General features: G+C 69.3%; 18 protein-coding genes. 8 read left to right on the plus strand and 10 right to left on the minus strand.

Annotated elements, in window-relative coordinates:
* Positions 1–83: 83 nt before the first annotated feature.
* Positions 84–353, minus strand: a complete 270-nt coding sequence (locus tag ACFWMR_RS37045; protein WP_378381765.1) for a DUF3027 domain-containing protein — start codon at positions 351–353, stop codon at positions 84–86.
* A 219-nt stretch (positions 354–572) separates the two neighbouring features.
* Here ACFWMR_RS37045 and ACFWMR_RS37050 point away from each other — a divergent pair, with 219 nt between their 5' ends.
* Positions 573–1,001, plus strand: coding sequence for a hypothetical protein (locus tag ACFWMR_RS37050; protein ID WP_378280507.1), 429 nt, complete (start codon positions 573–575; stop codon positions 999–1,001).
* On the opposite strand, the gene ACFWMR_RS37055 is transcribed toward ACFWMR_RS37050, so the two are convergent.
* Entirely contained in the window at positions 949–1,404 is a 456-nt protein-coding gene (locus ACFWMR_RS37055; protein WP_378280509.1) for a hypothetical protein, read from the minus strand. The two genes, ACFWMR_RS37050 and ACFWMR_RS37055, sit on opposite strands and share 53 nt — an antisense overlap.
* A 211-nt stretch (positions 1,405–1,615) precedes the next feature.
* Between ACFWMR_RS37055 and ACFWMR_RS37060 the strand changes: the two genes are divergently transcribed.
* A complete protein-coding gene (locus ACFWMR_RS37060; RefSeq protein WP_093934856.1) occupies positions 1,616–2,041 on the plus strand; it encodes a DoxX family protein in 426 nt (141 codons plus the stop codon).
* 62 nt (positions 2,042–2,103) lie between these two features.
* Here ACFWMR_RS37060 and ACFWMR_RS37065 read toward each other — a convergent pair whose 3' ends face one another.
* From ACFWMR_RS37065 to ACFWMR_RS37075, 3 genes are all read right to left on the minus strand, one after another.
* The gene (locus tag ACFWMR_RS37065) at positions 2,104–2,811 is read right to left on the minus strand and encodes a TIGR03089 family protein (RefSeq protein ID WP_378381766.1); all 708 of its coding nucleotides are present in this window, start codon (positions 2,809–2,811) and stop codon (positions 2,104–2,106) included.
* 10 nt (positions 2,812–2,821) lie between these two features.
* Complete coding sequence (locus ACFWMR_RS37070; protein WP_378381767.1) at positions 2,822–4,144, minus strand: LCP family protein; 1,323 nt, start codon at positions 4,142–4,144, stop codon at positions 2,822–2,824.
* 89 nt (positions 4,145–4,233) lie between these two features.
* Positions 4,234–5,781 carry an LCP family protein gene (locus tag ACFWMR_RS37075; protein ID WP_378381768.1) on the minus strand — a complete coding sequence of 516 codons (1,548 nt, stop codon included), beginning with the start codon at positions 5,779–5,781 and terminating at the stop codon, positions 4,234–4,236.
* A 151-nt stretch (positions 5,782–5,932) separates the two neighbouring features.
* Here ACFWMR_RS37075 and rfbB point away from each other — a divergent pair, with 151 nt between their 5' ends.
* Positions 5,933–6,916 carry a dTDP-glucose 4,6-dehydratase gene (gene rfbB, locus ACFWMR_RS37080; RefSeq protein WP_378276746.1) on the plus strand — a complete coding sequence of 328 codons (984 nt, stop codon included), beginning with the start codon at positions 5,933–5,935 and terminating at the stop codon, positions 6,914–6,916.
* 2 nt (positions 6,917–6,918) lie between these two features.
* Positions 6,919–7,791, plus strand: coding sequence for a dTDP-4-dehydrorhamnose reductase (gene rfbD, locus ACFWMR_RS37085; protein WP_378381769.1), 873 nt, complete (start codon positions 6,919–6,921; stop codon positions 7,789–7,791).
* A 76-nt stretch (positions 7,792–7,867) separates the two neighbouring features.
* Here the strand turns inward: rfbD and ACFWMR_RS37090 are convergent, their stop codons facing one another.
* The 3 genes from ACFWMR_RS37090 to ACFWMR_RS37100 all read right to left on the minus strand — a co-directional run bounded on the left by ACFWMR_RS37090 (position 7,868) and on the right by ACFWMR_RS37100 (position 12,573).
* Positions 7,868–8,956 (minus strand): glycosyltransferase family 4 protein, encoded by a 1,089-nt coding sequence (locus ACFWMR_RS37090; RefSeq protein WP_378381770.1) that lies wholly within the window; start codon positions 8,954–8,956, stop codon positions 7,868–7,870.
* Positions 8,949–11,462 carry a glycosyltransferase gene (locus ACFWMR_RS37095; RefSeq protein ID WP_378381771.1) on the minus strand — a complete coding sequence of 838 codons (2,514 nt, stop codon included), beginning with the start codon at positions 11,460–11,462 and terminating at the stop codon, positions 8,949–8,951. The genes ACFWMR_RS37090 and ACFWMR_RS37095 overlap by 8 nt, the downstream gene beginning before the upstream one ends.
* A 199-nt stretch (positions 11,463–11,661) precedes the next feature.
* Positions 11,662–12,573 carry a glycosyltransferase family 2 protein gene (locus ACFWMR_RS37100; RefSeq protein WP_378381772.1) on the minus strand — a complete coding sequence of 304 codons (912 nt, stop codon included), beginning with the start codon at positions 12,571–12,573 and terminating at the stop codon, positions 11,662–11,664.
* 19 nt (positions 12,574–12,592) lie between these two features.
* On the opposite strand from ACFWMR_RS37100, the gene ACFWMR_RS37105 reads away from it, so the two are divergent.
* Positions 12,593–13,678 carry a glycosyltransferase family 4 protein gene (locus ACFWMR_RS37105; protein WP_378381773.1) on the plus strand — a complete coding sequence of 362 codons (1,086 nt, stop codon included), beginning with the start codon at positions 12,593–12,595 and terminating at the stop codon, positions 13,676–13,678.
* A gap of 40 nt (positions 13,679–13,718) precedes the next feature.
* A complete protein-coding gene (locus ACFWMR_RS37110) occupies positions 13,719–14,855 on the plus strand; it encodes a glycosyltransferase family 4 protein (RefSeq protein ID WP_378381777.1) in 1,137 nt (378 codons plus the stop codon).
* Positions 14,856–14,984: 129 nt separating this feature from the next.
* Here ACFWMR_RS37110 and ACFWMR_RS37115 read toward each other — a convergent pair whose 3' ends face one another.
* Positions 14,985–15,518: a hypothetical protein gene (locus ACFWMR_RS37115; protein WP_378381774.1), complete on the minus strand. Its 534-nt coding sequence runs from the start codon at positions 15,516–15,518 to the stop codon at positions 14,985–14,987.
* Between the two features lie 127 nt (positions 15,519–15,645).
* On the opposite strand from ACFWMR_RS37115, the gene ACFWMR_RS37120 reads away from it, so the two are divergent.
* Complete coding sequence (locus ACFWMR_RS37120) at positions 15,646–16,509, plus strand: glycosyltransferase family 2 protein (RefSeq protein ID WP_208635971.1); 864 nt, start codon at positions 15,646–15,648, stop codon at positions 16,507–16,509.
* A gap of 58 nt (positions 16,510–16,567) precedes the next feature.
* The gene (locus tag ACFWMR_RS37125; protein WP_378381775.1) at positions 16,568–17,608 is read left to right on the plus strand and encodes a serine hydrolase domain-containing protein; all 1,041 of its coding nucleotides are present in this window, start codon (positions 16,568–16,570) and stop codon (positions 17,606–17,608) included.
* Positions 17,609–17,688: 80 nt separating this feature from the next.
* On the opposite strand, the gene ACFWMR_RS37130 is transcribed toward ACFWMR_RS37125, so the two are convergent.
* On the minus strand, positions 17,689–18,051 hold a 363-nt coding region (locus tag ACFWMR_RS37130), incomplete at its 5' end, for a hypothetical protein (RefSeq protein WP_378381776.1).

Raw genomic sequence — 18,051 nt, forward strand, 5'->3', positions numbered from 1 at the left:
TCCTTGCGCTAGACGCAAGGAAGGGGGCCTTCATGTACTTGGGGCTCGCGCGAGTAGGTGACTAATTGCGTGGGTGAGACGGATCAGCCGAACGATCCGTCGCCGCGTTCGGTGAAAGCGGTGCAGCCGTCGTGTTCGAAGCGAACCATTCCGTCGAAGATCGACTTCGCACTGGTGCAAGCGCCGTAGTCGTCGCCGAGCCGGCCGTGCAAGGCGACCCAAAAGACACATCCGCCGCATTGCCCGCCGTCGGGGGCGAGCGCTGCTCGGTTGAGTCGCTCGCGCCAGCGCGCGTGGCAGGCGCGGTTGAACTGCTCGTCGTCGCCCGACCAGGGCTGATTCGTGCCGAGCACAGCGTCAGGTTAGAGGCGCGCCCCCGCGCGGGGCGATCGGTTATCAGGGCGGCAGGGTGTGGTCGTGAGTGGTAAGTGTCGTTAGAACGACCCGAAACACTCACGACTCCCGCGCTCGGCCTCGCGAGTGGGTGACCAATCGCGCGTGTGAGGTCAGGCGTCGGTGAGATGCTTCACGGAAGTACGGCGATCATGGGCCGCCGGTGTCACTCTCGAAGGATGTTCTGGTTCGCCCCGGCGTCGTGGACGCCGCACGACGAGGCCGAGCTGATCGCCGGCTGGCGGTTGTGGCTCGAACTCGGGGATCGCATGTGGCCGTCCGCCGCGTGGGACGGGACGGCGGCCGACGTCGTCAAGCCGCTGCGTGAGCTGGTCGCGGCCTGCGACGAGATCGAGACGGGCTACCGCGACGCCGTCGACGAGCCGTCGGACGAGTTCATCCGGATCATCCAGTTCCTCGTGTGGACGGTCAGCACGGTGATCGAGCTGTGGGCCGACGACGAGGTCCCGCTCGACGCCGAGAGGATCGCGTTGCTGCACGCGGATCTGGCCGGGTTCGCCGAGCAGGCGGAGCGGGTCCTGGAACTGCTGGCCGTCAGTGGGGGCTGGACGGGCCTCGCCGCGGAGCATCGACGGACGGGTCGTTGAGCGATTCCGGTTTCTCGACCCACGCGAACCGCGAGCCCGCGAGGTGGTCGTCCAGCGGCCGGTCCAGGGAGAGCAGGGTCACCGGGCTGCCGAACGGATCTTCGCCTGGCGCGATCCGGTAGCCGACCTCGATCACCGACTCTTCCTTCTCGTCGGATTCGACGTCGTGCCGCGTGACGCCGTCGTCGATCGACCACGTGCCGTTGACGGTGCGATGGAATTTCAGGGCCAGCGTGCCCGGCGTGAACGCGGCCCACGTGTAGCGCGACACCGTGAACTCGGTGCTCCAGCTCGACCAGTAGAGCCAGCCGGAGCCGTCGCCGCGGAACGCCAGCTCGGCGGACTCGACGTCGCTCGGGAACAGCATGCGGTCCGACCAGAGGCCGATCAGACGTTCATCCATCACACAGGTGATTTTGCCCGTCGGACGCCCGGAACAACGGCGCCGTACGGGGGAATGACGGCCACGACCTTCCACAGAGGACATGCCGCCCGCCGGATCGGTTCCTGTCGGGTACCTGTCGATCACGCTCCGGAGGTGCCGTTCGGGGCGCCCGGTGCCTTACCGTGATCCCGGTAAGTTGAATATTCACCGACCAGAAAGCTGAGACCCGATGTTCGCTCGTTTCAAGGATGTCGCCCTCCTGCTGGGCCGGATCGGTGTCGGTGTGGTCTTCCTCGCACACGGCCTGCAGAAGTGGGAAAACGGGATCGACGGCACCGCGAAGTTCTTCGAGCAGACCGGAATCCCGCTGCCGACGCTCGCGGCGATCTTCGCGATCGCGGTGGAGATCGTGGGCTCGATCCTGTTCATTGCCGGTTTCCTGGCGCCGCTGGTGGGCCTCGGCTTCGTCGTGGTCTCCGTCGGCGCGCTGCTCTCGGTGCACCTCGACAACGGCCTCACCGGTCAGGGCGGTTACGAACTCGTCCTCGTCCTGGCGGTCGCCGGGCTCGCGCTCGGCTTCAACGCCGGAAAACTGTCGCTTGATCACGTGCTCTTCGGACGCAAGCGTGAGGCGAAGCAGCTTCAGGACGCCTGAACCCACGCTATGAAAGGTCCTTTCCTTGCAAAATTTGCAAGGAAAGGACCTTTCATAGCACTTCAGGAGGGGAGATCCGCGGTCGTCCGTTCGGCTTCGCGCCGGGAAGCGAGTTTGGCCGGATCCGCGTCGGTGACCTGGACCAGGTGCGCGCCGGCCGCGAGCGGCGTCACGAAACCCGCGAGCATTCCCTCGGAGCCGGACCATTCCACAGTGGACAGGACGCGGTCGTCGCCGGACAGGCCCAGACCGGAAGCGCGGGAGCGAGCCTCGGCGAGCACTTCATCCACAGTGGACGAATCGAGTGCCGGGGTGTCACCGGGAATCGGGAACAGCGGGCTGAACTGGTCGCCCGAAAGCCTGGCTTCGGTCAGGTAGTCCAGAGCGCCGTCGAGCACGGAGCCGGCGGGCAGCCCGAGACCCATCGGGTGCAGCGATACGACGGCCGTCGCGGCCGCCTCGGAAACGCCGCCGGGCGCGACGAACGCCACCCGCGCGCCCGCGGTCTCCGTCACCACCCTGGCGCCGCACCACCACGCGCCCAGCAGGACACCGGCGGTCTGCCAATGCGACGGCAGCACCACGGCGACCTCGTCGCCCGGTTCGACGTCGAATTCGTCGACCAGCCAGTTCGCCGTCTTGGCGGCCCAGTTCACCGTGGTCGCCACGGACAGTTCGACCCGGCTGCCCTGCTTGTCGTCGTAATGCGTGATCAGCGGTTTCGCGGGCGACCCGAGCACGGGCCGCAGCAGCAGTTCGGTGAGGCTCACGCCCCCAACGCTAGTTCACGCAGGGAACGCTCGACGCGGCGAGCAGGGGAGCCGCGCCGGAAGCCCCGCCGCCACCGCCCCGGCCGACCAGGCCGGTGACGAAGGTCCGCACCGCGGCGGAATCGATCTCGACGATGCTCTGGCCGTCGGCGCTGCGGCCGTTGATGTTCACCACCGGGATGGTCGTGAACGTCAGGTCACCCGACGCGATCCCCCTCGCCTGCTGCGCGAATTCCAGCAGGTCCAGGCCTTCGTCGAGGACGATCGACCGGCGCACGACGTCGATCAGGCCCGTCATCGTCGACGGGCTGGTCAGCGTGCCCGCCGAGAGCACCTGGTTCAGCGCGGAGGAGAGGAACGTCTGCTGGCGGACGATGCGGTCGAGGTCGCCGCGCGGCAGGTTCTTCCGCTGCCGCACGAAGGAGAGCGCCTCGCCGCCCGAGACGGTCTGTTCGCCGCGGCGGAAGTTCGCGCCGGAATCCTTGTCCTCGGTGGAGTGGTTCAGGCAGACCTTCACGCCACCGAGCGCCTCGGTCAGCAGGTAGAACCCGAGCAGGTTGACCTCGGCGTAGTGGTCGATGCGGATCTTCGTCAGGTCCTGAACGGTCTGGACCAGTGCCTTGCGGCCTTCCTGATCGGAATCGCGTTCGAGTTTCGCCTGGTCGGACTCGCCCCGGTGTGCGTTCGCGTAGTTGGTCTTCGCGACGCCGTACGCCGAATTGATCTTGTTCGGGCCGCGGCCGGGGATGTCGGTCCAGGTGTCGCGCGGGATCGAGACGCCCGACGGCTTCCCGCCGTTCTTCGGGATGCGCAGGATGATGATGGTGTCGGTGTTGACGCCCGCCTTCTCCTCGGTGCGCAGCTCCTTGAGCACCTTGAGCGGCAGCGGATTGCCCTGCGCGTCGGTCCGCGCGTCGCTGCCGACCAGGAGGATGTCGTTGGCGCCGTCGTCGGCGGGCGGCGCGGCGGGATCGTCGGCCTTGCTCAGGGCGTTCGTCGTGGGGACGTTGTCCTGCAACCGGTCCTTGGTGACGTACGCGTAGCCCGTCGTACCGAGGGCGAGCAGCGACACGAGGCCGATCGCGATCCGGCGGGTGTACCGGCCGGCGCGGCGAAGCGGGCGTTCGGGTACGTCGAGTACACCCGAGACCGGTTCGTCTTCGTCCTCCGGCGGAGAGGACGGCTGGGGAAGGTGATTTCGCGGGTACGGCGTCGGGACGAACCGGGACTCTTCGTCACTCTCGGTGTCCGAGGCGACGGCCTCTTCCGGCTTCGGATCTTCGGCGTCCAACTGTTCGGAATGTTCGTTGACGGCTTTGTCCTCGCTGTCCATCCCTGTTCACCTCCCTCGCGCTGCCCGCCGGTTCGATCGTAGGAGAAGGCTAGGCCACGGCGAGGTCGGCCACGCTGAGTACCCGGGGATTAATTGACGCAGGGCACATTGCCCGCGACGATCGGCTTCGTGCTGGGGGCCGCCGGAGGGCTGGAGGGCGGCTGAGCCGGCTTCGAAGCCGGTGGCGACTTCGGCGGGGTCGTGGTGGCCACGCCGCCCTGATCCGCGGAAGCGCCCTTGAAGTCCTTGCCGAGCAGGACCCGCACCTTCCCGGGGGGCACGTCCCGGTCCGCCTCGGCCTGCACCGCGGTGCCGAAGACCTGCTTGATCAGGGCCAGCGCGGCCTCGTCGCCCGGCGCGTGCCGGATGACCGTCGAGTTGCGGGTGCTCAGCTTGGTGTCCGCCGCGAGCTTGAAACCCTTGCCCTGCAAGAGGTTCCGGGTCACGGTGGCCAGGGTGGGGGAGCCGGAGCCGTCGAAGAGTTCGACGGTCACTGCTTCCGCGCCCGGCAGCGTGGCCGGGGTCGAGGTGGGCGCCGTTTCGCCGTCGGAGGTCAGGCGGGCGACCTCGGCCTGCACCTGCGCCGGGTCCACCCGGAGCACGGCGGCGCCGCCGATGGTCGCGTCACCCTGCGTCGGGATCGTGTGGAACTCGACGTTGCCGCTGGTCAGCCCGCGCATCTGCGCGGCGAACTCCGGCAGGTCCCAGCCCGCCGACAGCACGACCGACTTCTTCACCGCGCCGATCAGGTCCGAGATCTTCACCGGGTTGATCAGGACGTCGGAGGAGAGGACCTTGTTCGCCAGCCCGGACAGGAAGGCCTGCTGCCGCGCGATCCGGTCGAGGTCGCCGTTCTGCAGGTCGTACCGCTGGCGGACGAACGCGAGCGCCTGGACCCCTTCGACGGTCGACTTCCCGGCGGGCAGGTCCACTCCGGACTTCTTCTCCTTGACCGGGCCGTTCAGGCAGACCTCGACGCCGCCGATCGCCTTGGTGATCTCGTAGAAGCTCGACAGGTTCACCTCGGCGTACCGGTCGATCATCTTCGGCTTGCCGATGAACTTCTCGAGCGTCGCGATCAGGTTCTTGCGGCCGGCGTCCTTGGCCTTGGCGTCGACGTCCTTGAGGTCGGAGTTGCCCTGTTGCTGGAGCGTCTTCGACGTGTCGTTGTAGGCGTATACGTACGCGCTGTTGAGCTTGTGCTTGCCGAAACCGCCGGTGATCTCGACCCAGGAGTCGCGGGGGAAGGAGATCGCGGTCGCCTTCTTACCGTTCTGGGGGATGTGCACCAGGATCATCGTGTCGGTCTGGCGCTCGCCGTCCGAGACGCCGGCGTGCAGCATGTCGAGGACCTCGCGCGGCAGCGGGTTGCCCTGCGCGTCGGTGCGGCTGTCCTGGCCGACGAGCAGGATGTCGATCGCGCCGTCCAGCGGTTTCGCCGGCGGGTGGCCGTTGTCCTCGAAGATGTTCGTGGTCGCGAAGCCCTGCGACGGGTCGCCGATGAACTGCCAGCCCCACCAGGTCAGCGTCAGGATCGTGATCGAGACCAGGCTGAACACGACCTTCACCCCGCGGCGGGCGAACATAGCGACGCCGCCACGGCGCGCCGGAATGGGTGGCCCGGGCCACTCGGTCACGTGCGGTCCTCCACAAATCTCCCCAGGGCACACTCGTGCCACTCGGACAACTCTACTGATCCCGGTGTTAGACGTCCGTAGGCTGGTGAAAGGTTGCCCCGGTCGTGACACACTCGGCTGGTCCGGGAAGTCGTCAAGGGAGGGTCGCGGGATGCGGGTGCTGGTCACCGGGGGTGCCGGGTTCATCGGTTCGCATTACGTCCGGCAGGTGCTGACGGGGGCATACCCGAGCCTGGCCGACGCCGAGCTGATCGTGCTCGACAAGCTGACCTACGCGGGCAACGAAGCGAATCTGGAACCGGTCCGCAAGAACCCGCGCTACCGGTTCGAAAAGGGCGACATCTGCGACGGCGCCCTGGTCAGCGAGCTGATGCAGGGCATCGACCTCGTCGTGCACTTCGCCGCCGAGTCCCATGTGGACCGTTCGATCGCCGGAGCCGCCGACTTCGTGCTGACCAACGTGCTCGGCACGCAGACCCTGTTGCAGGCCGCGCTCGAAGCCGAGGTCGGGAAGTTCGTCCACGTGTCGACCGACGAGGTCTACGGCTCGATCGACGAAGGATCCTGGACCGAAGACCACGCTTTGGAGCCGAATTCGCCGTACTCGGCGTCGAAGGCTTCTTCGGATCTGTTGGCCCGTTCCTTCTTCCGCACCCACGGACTGCCCGTCTGTGTCACGAGGTGCTCGAACAACTACGGTCCGTACCAATTCCCGGAGAAGGTCATCCCGCTCTTCGTGACCAATCTGCTCGACGGCAAAAAGGTCCCGCTCTATGGCGACGGGCTCAACGTGCGTGACTGGCTGCACGTGGACGATCACTGTCGCGGCATCCAGTTCGTCGTCGACGGCGGCAGGCCGGGCGAGGTCTACAACATCGGCGGCGGCACGGAACTGACCAATCGCGAGCTGACCGGGCGGCTGCTGGACGCCGTCGACGCCGATTGGGAGAGCGTCGAGCCGGTCGAGGACCGCAAGGGTCACGACCGCCGCTACTCGGTGGACATCACGAAGATCTCGGCCGAGCTCGGTTACGCGCCGCGAATGTCCTTTGAGGACGGACTCGCCGACACGGTCGCCTGGTATCGGGAAAACCGTTCGTGGTGGGAGCCGCTGAAGAACCGCGCGGGGGCCTGAAAGTGCTGAGCGTTCTCGTACCGGGCGGATCCGGCCAGCTGGGACAGGACATCGCGGCGCTGGCGCCGGACTCCGCGACGCCGTCGTCGGCGGAGCTGAACGTGCGCGACACCGGCCAGGTCGTCGCCGCGGTCACCGAGCTGGCGGACCGGGCCCGGGCGGCGGGGACATCGCCGGTGGTGATCAACGCGGCGGCCTACACCGCGGTGGACGCCGCGGAAACCGACGAGGAGCGGGCGTTCGCGGTGAACGCCGACGGACCCCGGGTGCTCGCCGCCGCGTGTTCGTCGCGCGGGGTGCCGCTCATCCACGTGTCCACGGACTACGTCTTCGCCGGCGACGCGACTTCGCCGTACGAGGTCACGGATCTGCTGGGGCCGCTCAACGCGTACGGCCGGACGAAGGCGGCCGGTGAGGACGCGGTCCTCGGGTCGGGAGCGCGGTCCTGGATCGTGCGGACGTCCTGGGTGTATGGCAAGACCGGGTCGAACTTCGTGAAGACCATGGCGCGGCTGGAAAAAGAACGCGAAGAACTGTCCGTAGTGGACGATCAGACCGGTGCTCCGACCTGGTCCCGCGATCTCGCCGCCGGGCTGCTGGAGCTGGCCGGTCGTGTCGCGGCAGGCGAAGGCCCGCCGCAGCGGGTGCTGCACTGCACGGGCGGCGGGTCGACGACGTGGTGCGGGTTCGCGCAGGCGATCTTCGCGGAGCTCGGCGCGGATCCGGCGCGGGTGAAGCCGTGTACGACGGCGGAGTTCCCGCGTCCGGCGAAGCGCCCGGCGTACGGGGTGCTTTCGAACGCTTCGTGGCGCGAGGCCGGTCTCACGCCGCTTCGGGACTGGACGGATGCCCTGAAGGCCTACTTCGCCTCCTGACTCCTATGCATTTCGTCCTCTGGATGCGGTAGTTCGCGGTGCCAACTACCGCATCCAGAGGACGAAACGCAGGGGGTCAGTGTTTGGTACTGGCCTGGCGGTACGCGGCGACGGTGAGTTCGGCGCACGCGCGCCAGGTGAAGTTCGCGACGTGGGCGCGGCGCGCGGCCGAAGTGGCGACGGCGTGCGGGTCGCTGACGGCCATTCGCAGCGCCTCCACGAGCCCGTCGACGTCCTCGTAAGGCACGAGGCTCGCGCAGTTCCCCGCGACCTCGCGCAGTGCCGGGATGTCCGTGCACACCACGGGAACGTCCGATGCCAGCGCTTCCAGCACCGGGAGCCCGAAGCCTTCGTCGCGCGACGGCAGCACCAGCGCGCTGGCCCCGGCGACGACCCGGCGGAGGTTCACGTCCGACAGGTAGCCCACATGGCGCGACCGCGAGCCCACCGAGAACGAACCCGGGCCGACGAACACCAGTTCCGGCAGATCCGGCGCCGCCTCGTGCGCCTGCTGAAGCCAGTGCAGGCCCTTCCGGGGACCGGGGGCGCCCGCGAAGAGCAGGTACTTGTCCGGAAGACCGAGTTCCTCGCGGCGTTCCCGGTCCGGCGGGCGGGCGGTGAACCAGGCCGGGTTCACCCCGAGCGGGGTGACGATGATCTTGCCGCGATCCACGTCGAGGCGTTCGGCGACCTGGTCGGCGACGGCGTTGGTGGGGGTGCAGATCGCGTCGGCGAGCCGGGCGCCGCGCCGGACCAGCCGCGGCAGCTCGTGATCACTCGGCGCGAGCTCTCCGGGAGCGTCCAAAAAGGCCAGATCGTGAATGGTCACCACACCCGCCGCGCGGAACCGGCCCGGCAGCACGAAGTTGGTGCCGTGCACGACGTCCGTCGGCCCGGCGAACAGTTCCACCGGCGGCAGCTGCGAACGCAGCCACGCCTTGCGCAGCAGCCGCGCCGCCACCGGCATGCCACGGGCCCGGACACCGTGCGGCAGCACATGCCGCAGCCGCCGCCAGCCCCGCAGGGTGAACGCGACCGCGCGAGTGTCCACTTCGGACATCGAGGCGAGCTCTTCGGACAGGGCGACGGTGTACCGGCCGATGCCCGTCCTGGCACCGAGCAGCGGGGTCCCGTCGAGGAGGACGCGCAACGGACGATCAGCCACGGCCGAGCCTCTGCTTGGCGACCTTGACCACCCGGCCGCCGACGCGCCGCACGAGTTCCTTCGGCCCGCCGTCGGCGAGGTACTCGCGGATCAGGTCGACGTCGCGGCGCAGCATTTCCTTGCCCCGTACCGGCGCGGTGACCACGAGATCGTCCGAACCGGGGAGCCGGTCCGCGGCGGGCCGCGGGTTCCGGCAGAACTCCACCAGCGGTTTCAGCGCCTCCGGCCAGGCATAGCGCTGGGCGACGGCGGCCATCCGCTCGACGCAGCCCGCGGCGAACTCCTCGTCGTACAAGGCCTTTTCCAGTGCGGCGGCCAGGGCGTCCACATCCTCTGCCGGGACGACGACGCCGAGCCGTTCCTCGCGGACCAGGTCGGCGAACGAATCGCCGTCGGTGGTGACGATCGGCAGCCCCGCCCACAGGTAGTCCAGCACCCGGGTGCGGAAGGCGAACGTCGTCTCGACGTGCTCGTAATGCGTGGTGACACCGCAGTTCGCGTCCAGCAGCCAGTTCTGGCGCTCCTCGTAGGGCACCCAGTGCTGGTTGAAGAACACGTGCTTGCCGGTGAGGCCGAGGGTGTCCGAAAGCAGCATCGTGCGCGCCCCGATGTCCATTTCGGTGACTTCGGGGTTGGGGTGTTTCATCCCGAGGAACACCAGGCGGACGTCGCCGCGGCGCTGCCGCAGCCGTTCGATCGCGCGGACCAGGGTGAGCGGGTCGAACCAGCTGTAGACGCCGCCCGCCCACAATACGACGTGATCGGTCTCGCCGATGCCGTCCAAAGTGGACCGGAGGCCGGGGCCGGTGCGGACCGGGGCGTTGGGGGACAGCCCGAACGGGACGATCGAGAGCAGTGACTGGGTGGTCGGGTCGGCGTCGTACAGCCGCGGCGAGAGCCTGCCCATCGCGGCGAGGTGGCCCAGCCAGAAGTGCCGCTGCCGTTCCGACGCGCACAGGAAGAAGTCCCCGCGTTCCAGCTGCGCGTCGAGGACCTTGGTGACGCCGATGAGGTCCAGCGCGCGTTTGTCGTCGGGGACGCCCTTGCCCTGTTCGAGCAGTTCCAGGTGCATCGGGTCGTACAGGTCCGCGACCACGATCTTGTGCGCGTACTGCTTCTTGAGCGAGGGCGCGAGTTCCAGCACGTGGCCCTGCAGGACGATGATGTCGGCCCAGGCGATCGGGGTCTCCAGGTCGCGCCGGGTCGCCGCGCTGACCCGGAACGGCGCGGGCGGCGGGTCGGCGAGCGGGTTGACCGTCACCAGGTGGACGTCGTGCTCGGTGGCCAGCGTCGCGGACATGTTCCAGGCGCGGATCGCCGGTCCCGCCATCCGTTCGGTGATCGCGTCGCCGGTGATGACCAGGACTTTGCGGCGCTGTCCGAACAGGGCGTCGATGCCGAACGTCTCGACCAGGATGTCGTGTGCGGCGAGATAGCGCGGCAGCGGATACGCGGGCTCCAAGGCCTTGCGCAGCAAGGGAAGCAGATCGGCGTCGGTGCGGACACGGGCGGCCTGTTCGGTGGCGCGCGATTCGGCGAGCGACGGCAGCAGCTCGACGAACTGGTCGATCGCGAGCACGCCGGCCAGTGTCGTCCTCGGTACCTCGACCGGACCGGTTTCGGCCGGGCCGACGCCCTGGGCGAGGTCGAGCCGGGTGGCGTCGAGGTCGCCGCGCGCGGTCGCCCGGCGGACGGCCAGCGCCAGGGCGGCGGGCAGCGCGCGCGAGAGTGTCTCGTCGGAAAGGTTCTTGTACAGCGCGGCCAAAGCGTTGCGCTCCAGCAGGAACGTCTCGCGGCCGGAGTCGGGGGCGTCCACTGTGGACATGGTGGCGTGGTGCTTGTGATAGGTCAGCGACTCCGGCACGTACCGCACCCGCCAGCCGCGCAGGTTCAGCCGCCAGCCGAGGTCGACGTCCTCGTAGAACATGAAGAACCGCTCGTCGAACCCGCCGAGTTCGGCGAACACCCCGGCGCGGACGAACATCGCCGAACCGGTCGCGAACAGGACGTCCTTGGCGATCTCGTGTTCGGCGGCGGGGACGTCGGCCAGTGGGCTGCCCGCGTGGCGTTTGTAGCCCATGCCGAACCAGGTCAGGCCCGCGTCGACGAAGTCGGTGCCGGTGCCTTCCCAGTCGAGGACCTTGCTGGCCACGGCGGCGACGGTCGGCTGCGCGCGCAGCTCGGCGACGGCCGTGCCCACCCAGCCGGGCGCCGGGCGGGCGTCGTTGTTGAGGAAGGCGAGGACGGTGCCGGTGGCGTGCCGGGCACCGAGGTTGCAGCCGCCCGCGAAGCCGGAGTTCACCGGCGACTCGACGAGCTTGGCGCCCGGGGCGGCGGCCCTGATCTCGGCCACGTCGGTGCCGCCGGAGGCGTTGTCGACGCAGATGACCTCGAGGTTCGGGTAATCGTGTTCAGCGAGGGCGTTCAGGCAGGTGATGGTGTCGGCCGCTCCCCGGTAGTTCACCACGATCACCGAGACGACCGGTTGCGTTTCCCCCTGCGCCAAAGCCGTACTCCCTGCACTCGATTGGACGGTGTCGATGAAGAGCCCGCGACCGCTTCGCACCGCCAGGGCGCTCGTCTGGCCTTCCCCGCGCCGCTGGTGCTGGGGCGCCCTGCCGTCGCGAAGCGGGGCCTTCGGCCGAGGGCGGGCTCCTGCGAGGCACTTCTCGGACTCGATCTTCATCTCCGTCTTCTGTCAGAGCTTAAAGGCCCGCCCACGCCTCCCAGACCGCGCCTCGGTCGAGCGCCGCCCGCCGCCCGATGGCCCGCCGCTCGACCAGCGTGCGCGGCAGGCGGGCGACGACGGCGCCCAGGACCCGGCATCTGAGGCTGAGACGGAAGTTCGGCGCCTGCGGTTTCCCTCGTAACGGGAGTACTGCCGTGAGCGCGGCGAACTTCACCAGCTGGCGGATCGCCACCTGTCCCGGTGCGCACCGGAGGAGGGTCAGCAGGCGGTTGCGTTCGTTCCACAGGTGGAACCGGACCGAACCCGGCCGGGTGCTCGCGCCGTGCTGATGGGTGACGTCGGCTTCGGCGCCGACGACGTCCCAGCCCGCCAGCCGCAGCCGCCAGGCGGTGTCGGTGTCCTCGTAGTAGCAGAAGTAGGAGGCCGGGACGCCTCCGACGGCACGGAGCGCCTCGACGTTCAGCACGGCCGCGCCCCCGCAGAAGCCGAAGACCTCGTCGGCGGGTTCGGGTAGGTCGGCGCCGTGGCCGTCGGCCGTCAGGCGGACGCCGGTGGACTGGACGGTGCCGTCGGCCAGGGTGAGCCGGGCGCTCACGGCGCCGGCGAGCGGAGCTTTTTCGAGGGTGTCTTCGCAGGTCGCGAGCCATCCCGGGGTCGGCGCGGCGTCGTCGTTCAGCCACGCCATGAGCGGCGTGTCCACTTTGTCCAGCGCGGCGGCCATGGCACCCGCGTACCCGGTGTTGCGCCGCAGCCGCAGCACCTCGGGTTTCGACGGATGGGCGGCGAGGAGCGCGGCCGTCCCGTCGTCGGAGGCGTTGTCGACGACCAGCGTCCGATGTGCGCGGGACTGCGCGGCGAGGGCGTCGAGGCAGGCGGTGACGTGCGCGGCGCCGCGCCAGGTGACCACGACGACGGTGGTGCTGGTCATGCCAGAGAGAATAGAGACCATGCCCGAACTGGTCGTGCTCGCCGAGCAGCTGCTGGCGCCGGTCCCCGGCGGGACCGGCCGCTACACCGGCGAGCTGCTGCGGGCGCTCGCCGAGACCGCACCGGCGGGCTGGACGGTGTCGAGCGTGGTCGCGCGGCACGCCGACACCGAGGCCGCCGTCGTCGAGGGCGTCGACGGGCCGCGGGTGCTGCCGATCCCGCCGCGGGCGCTGATCGCGGCCTGGCAGCTGGGGCTGCCGTGGTGGCCGGGTGGCGACGCGGTCCACGCGCCGACGCCGCTCGCGCCCGCCCGGGTGCCGAAGGGGCGGACGCTGTCGGTCGCGGTGCACGACACCGTGCCGTGGACACATCCCGGGACGCTGACCCCGCGCGGCGTCGCGTGGCACAAGGCGGTGATCACGCGGGCCGCGTCCCGGGCGACCGCGCTGACGGTGCCCACGCAAGCGATTGCGGACGAGCTCGCCGCGCTGGTGCCGGTGTCCGTGCCGGTGCGCGTGATCCCGCACGGCGTCCGGTCGCACACCGAGTTCGCCGAGGTCGCGCTGCCGGAGCGGTACGTGCTCGCGGTCGGGACGATCGAGCCGCGCAAGGGCGTCGACGTGCTGATCGAGGCCGCCGGCCGGATCGGGGTGCCGCTGGTGCTGGCCGGGCAGCCGGGCTGGGGCGGGATCGACCCGGTGGCGCTGGCGCGCGAGCACGGCGCCGACGTCCGGCTGCTGGGGAAGGTGAGCGACGCGGAACTGGCGTTCGTGCTGCGGGGCGCGTCGGTGCTGGCGATGCCGAGCCGGGCGGAGGGGTTCGGGCTGCCGCTGATCGAGGCGATGGCGGCCGGGGTGCCGGTGGTGCATTCGGACGTCCCGGCCCTGGTCGAGGTGGCCGGGGGAGCGGGCGTCGTCGTTCCGGTGGGAGAGGCGCAAGCGCTTGCGGACGCGCTGTCCGGCGTACTAGGCCATCCGGAGCAGGCGGCGGCGCTGCGTGACAGCGGTCTCAGCCGTTCGAGTGAGTTCACCTGGCAGCGTGCCGCTTCCGCTGTTTGGGGCCTCCACCTGCGCGATCAGTTTGTCGGTTCCCCACCGCGGAGGTGACGCGCAGTCGTACCCTCCTAGGGTGACCGATGACCCTCGCGTGCTGATCGACGCGACCGCCGTCCCCGCGGACAGGGGCGGCGTCGGTCGTTACGTGGATTCGCTGGTCGCGGCGCTGGACGCGGACGGCGCCCGGATCACCGTCGTCTGCCAGCCGCGGGACGCGGTGCTGTACGACCGGCTGGCGCCCGGCGCGCGGATCGTGCCCACCTCGCCGTCGACGTCGACCAGGACGGCCAGGCTGACCTGGGAGCAGGCGACCCTGCCCCGGCTGGTCCGCCGGCTCTCCGCCGACGTCGTCCATTCGCCGCACTACACGATGCCGCTGGCGAGCCCTGCCGCTTCGGTGGTGACGCTGCACGACGCGACCTTCTTCACCGACGCGGTCCTGCACTCTTCGGTGAAGGCGCGCTTCTTCCGCGCCTGGACCGCGACGGCGCTTCGCCGCGCGACGCTCTGTGTCGTGCCGAGCATCGCGACGGCGGCCGAGCTGGAGCGTGTCGGCCAGGTGCGGACGGCCGAACTCGAGATCATCCACCACGGCGTCGAACCGGACCGGTTCCATCCGCCCTCGCCCGCCGAAATCGAGGCCGCGCGCGACGCCGTCGGCCTCGGGAAGACGCCGTACGTCGCCTTCCTCGGCGCGCTGGAACCGCGCAAGAACGTGCCCGCGCTGATCCGCGGCTTCGCGCGCGCCGTGATCGGCAGGCCGAACCCGCCCGCGCTGGTGCTGGCCGGGCAGCCGGGCTGGGACTCGCAGGTCGAACGCGCGCTGGACGCCGTGCCGCACCGGCTGCGGGTGATCCGGGCGGGCTATCTGCCGTTCGACACGCTCGCCGGGTTCCTAGGCGGCTCCGAACTGGTCGCCTACCCGAGCCTCGGCGAGGGTTTCGGGCTGCCGGTGCTGGAGGCGATGGCGTGCGGGGCCGCCGTGCTCACGACGCGACGGCTTTCGCTGCCCGAGGTCGGCGGGGACGCGGTCGCGTACTGCGGTGTCGGCGCCGGAGACGTCGCGGCGGCCATCTCGGAGCTGCTCGACGCTCCCGCGCGGCGGGCCGAGCTGGCCGAAGCCGCGCAGCTGAGGGCGAAGGAGTTCTCGTGGGCGACGACCGCGGAGCGGCACCGGGAGGCTTACGCGAAGGCTTTCCGCCGGCACGCGCAACGGCGGGCGGGCTGACTCACCGGCCTCGCGAACGATAAGGACGGCGTCAGGGGATGGGGTATGCTTGATGCGCGAGGTCCCGGTGGGGCCGAGTATGAAAGCCCGTGACGCGTCCGGACGGTCGTCTCACGGGCTTTTCGCTGTTCAAAGCTCGGTGATCGAATCGATGAGCCGGCTCGCTCTCCGGCGCCAATCACCGCTCGCGCCGAAACACCATTCCACGGCGTCGGAAATCCACAGCAAGGGTTCGGCGGTCGAGTTCAGATGTTCGTAGGTGAGCTCGGTTTTGGAGGGGCGGTAGCCGAGGGTTCGCTGGAGCGTCCGGCGGTCGTGGACATCGCGATGGTCTCGCGAATCGAGAACCAGCCTATGAGCATTCTTGGCGAGCAAGTCGGTGACAGCGCGTTCAAGGCATTTCTGCCGGGTGTCTTCCTCCGTTTTTCGGGTGCATGAGCCCAGATAGAGGGCTGTCGTGACTTCCAAAGCGGTGATCCGGTCGATCAGTTGCCTGCGACGAGGTTCCTTCTCTTTCTTGAAATGCAGCTCTCGCCCGCCGGGCAGCAGCAACGAACTCAGGACTCGTCGTGCGGGCGTGAGCTGGGCCGGTGCGACCAGCGTCATGCACAAGAGGTATCGCTGATCTCGCACCGATTCGTCGATGAAGGCGTGCACGGGCATCGGCCCATTCTGCCCGCCGATGACTGCGCAAGGGAGTCGGGTGGAAACGCTCTGTTGCCAGCGCGCAAATCGCGCTGGAGGGGGTGGGGGCGCAAAGCACGTTCGGTGACGGGTGGACAATGGCCGCGTGACTGAGCACCCCAGCTACGGCGACGGGATCGCCGTCGTGACCGTGACGTACTTCCCCGGCGAAACCCTCGAGAAGTTCCTCGACACGCTCGAGAAGGCGACGGACCGGGACGTCCAGGTCGTCGTCGCCGACAACGACTCGACGGACGGCGCTCCGGAGAAGGCCGCCCGCCGGGACAACGTCAAGCTGCTCAGCATCGGCGAGAACGTCGGTTACGGCACGGCCGCCAACCGCGGTGTCGCGGAACTCGACGACAGCTACGGCTGGGTCGTCGTGGTGAACCCGGACCTCGAATGGGAGCCCGGTTCGCTCGACGCGCTGCTGGAGGTCGCCGGGCGCTGGCCGCGCGGTGGCGCGTTCGGGCCGCTCATCCACGATCTCGACGGCACGGTCTACCCGTCGGCCCGGCTGCTGCCGTCGTTCGGCCGCGGGATCGGGCACGCGGCGTTCGGCAAGATCTGGCCGGGCAACCCGTGGACGCGGCAGTACCGCCAGGAGACCGGCACCCCGGTCGAGCGCACGGCGGGCTGGCTTTCCGGCTCCTGCCAGCTGATCCGCCGTGAGGCCTTCGACTCGGTCGACGGCTTCGACACGCGCTACTTCATGTACTTCGAGGACGTCGACCTCGGCGATCGGCTGGCCCGTGCGGGCTGGCTGAACGTCTACGCGCCTTCGTCCAGCGTCATGCACATCGGTGGCCACTCGACTTCGCAGGCTTCGGCGAAGATGCTGCGCGCGCACCACGAAAGCGCGTACCGCTATCTCGCGGACCGTCACCGCGGCCTTCTGTGGAAGCCCGTCATGCTCGCGGTGAAGGCCGGGCTCGCGCTGCGGCTCAAGCTCGAGACTCGCCCGAAGTAGCCGTTCCGGCCATCGGAACTCGCGCGACTCGGCAGCCTGCCGTCGTTACCTTCGGCGAATGGACTTCGCCGAACTGGACACCTGGCTGACCGAACGCGCAGGGGCGGACCGCTTCTCGGGGGTCGTGCTGATCCGGCGTGGTGACGAGACGCTCTTCGAACGCGGATACGGTCTGGCCAGCCGCCGCTGGTCGGTGCCCAACGCGCCGGACATCCGGTACGACACCGCGTCGGTCACCAAGGTCCTCACCGCGCTCGCCGCGTTGCGCCTGGCCGACGAGGGACGGCTGGACCTCGACCGTCCGATCGGCGAGCTCCTCGACCTCGGCGGCACGACGATCGCGCCGGAGGCGACGACGCGGCATCTGCTCACGCACACCTCCGGGATCGCCGACGACGCCGACGAGGAAGCGGGCGAGAGTTACGAGGCGCTGTGGGTCGACAAGCCGGTGTATTCGGTCGTCGAAACGCGTGACCATCTGCCAAATTTCGCTTACCGGGCACCGAATTTCGCACCGGGCGAGGGCTGCCGGTACTGCAATTCGGGGTACGTCCTCGCCGGGCTGGTGATCGAGCGGATCACCGGGACGTCGTATCGCGACCATGTCCGGGATGCCGTGCTCGATCGTGCGGGGATGACCGAATCGGGGTTCTTCGACCGGCGCGACCCGCAGCCGAGGGTCGCCGAAGGCTGGGACCCGATCCTCGACGGCGAGCGGATCACCGGCTGGAAGCAGAACATCTTCAGCTACCCGCCGATCGGTTCACCCGATGGGGGTGCGTACTGCACCGTCGGCGACCTCGTCCGGCTTCTGCGAGCGATCCGCGAGGAACGACTCCTGAGCCCTGAGCGCACGAAGGAGTTCCTGACGCCACAGGTGCTTCACGGCAGCGGCGTCTGGTACGGCTTCGGGCTCGAATTCGTCCTGGACCAGGACGGCTCGGTGCGGAACTACTACAAGGACGGCGGGAACGTCGGCGTCTGCTCGCTCATGCGGCACTACCCGTCCGAGGGGTTGGACGTCGCGATGCTGTCGAACGCGACTTACGGCGGGGGTGCGGCGATCAAGGAAATCGATCGGGTGATCCAAACCGCCTGAGGTGGGTGCCCCCAATGCTATGAAAGGTCCTTTCCTTGCAAATTTTGCAAGGAAAGGACCTTTCATAGCGCGTGAGGGGACTAGATGCCGTCCAGCCGGCGCGAAAGGTTCGAACGCCCCGAAGGGTTCTGCTTCACCGTCGGCACCAAGCCGCCGACCTCGTTCTCGACGGTCTCCGGTTCCGGCTGCTCGATCAGGGGACTCTGCACCGGCGCGGCGGGCGGCCGCCGGGTGAGCGGGGTCGTCGCCTGCGGCAGCGGCCTGGTCGGCTGGTGCCCGGGGCGGCGCGGATAGGGCTGTGGCTGGGTCGAGCCTTCACCCCGCGCCGGCGGCAGGTCCAGCCGCGTCGTCGGCTCGGGGCCCGCCAGCGGGTGGTCGTTCTCCGCGATCAGTGAAGCCGGTAGCTGGGTGGTCGTGTCCGGGTCCGATGACCGGTCGATCTC

Origin of the sequence: Amycolatopsis thailandensis, from assembly GCF_042723255.1 — a bacterium.
GTDB classification, from domain to species: domain Bacteria; phylum Actinomycetota; class Actinomycetes; order Mycobacteriales; family Pseudonocardiaceae; genus Amycolatopsis; species Amycolatopsis thailandensis.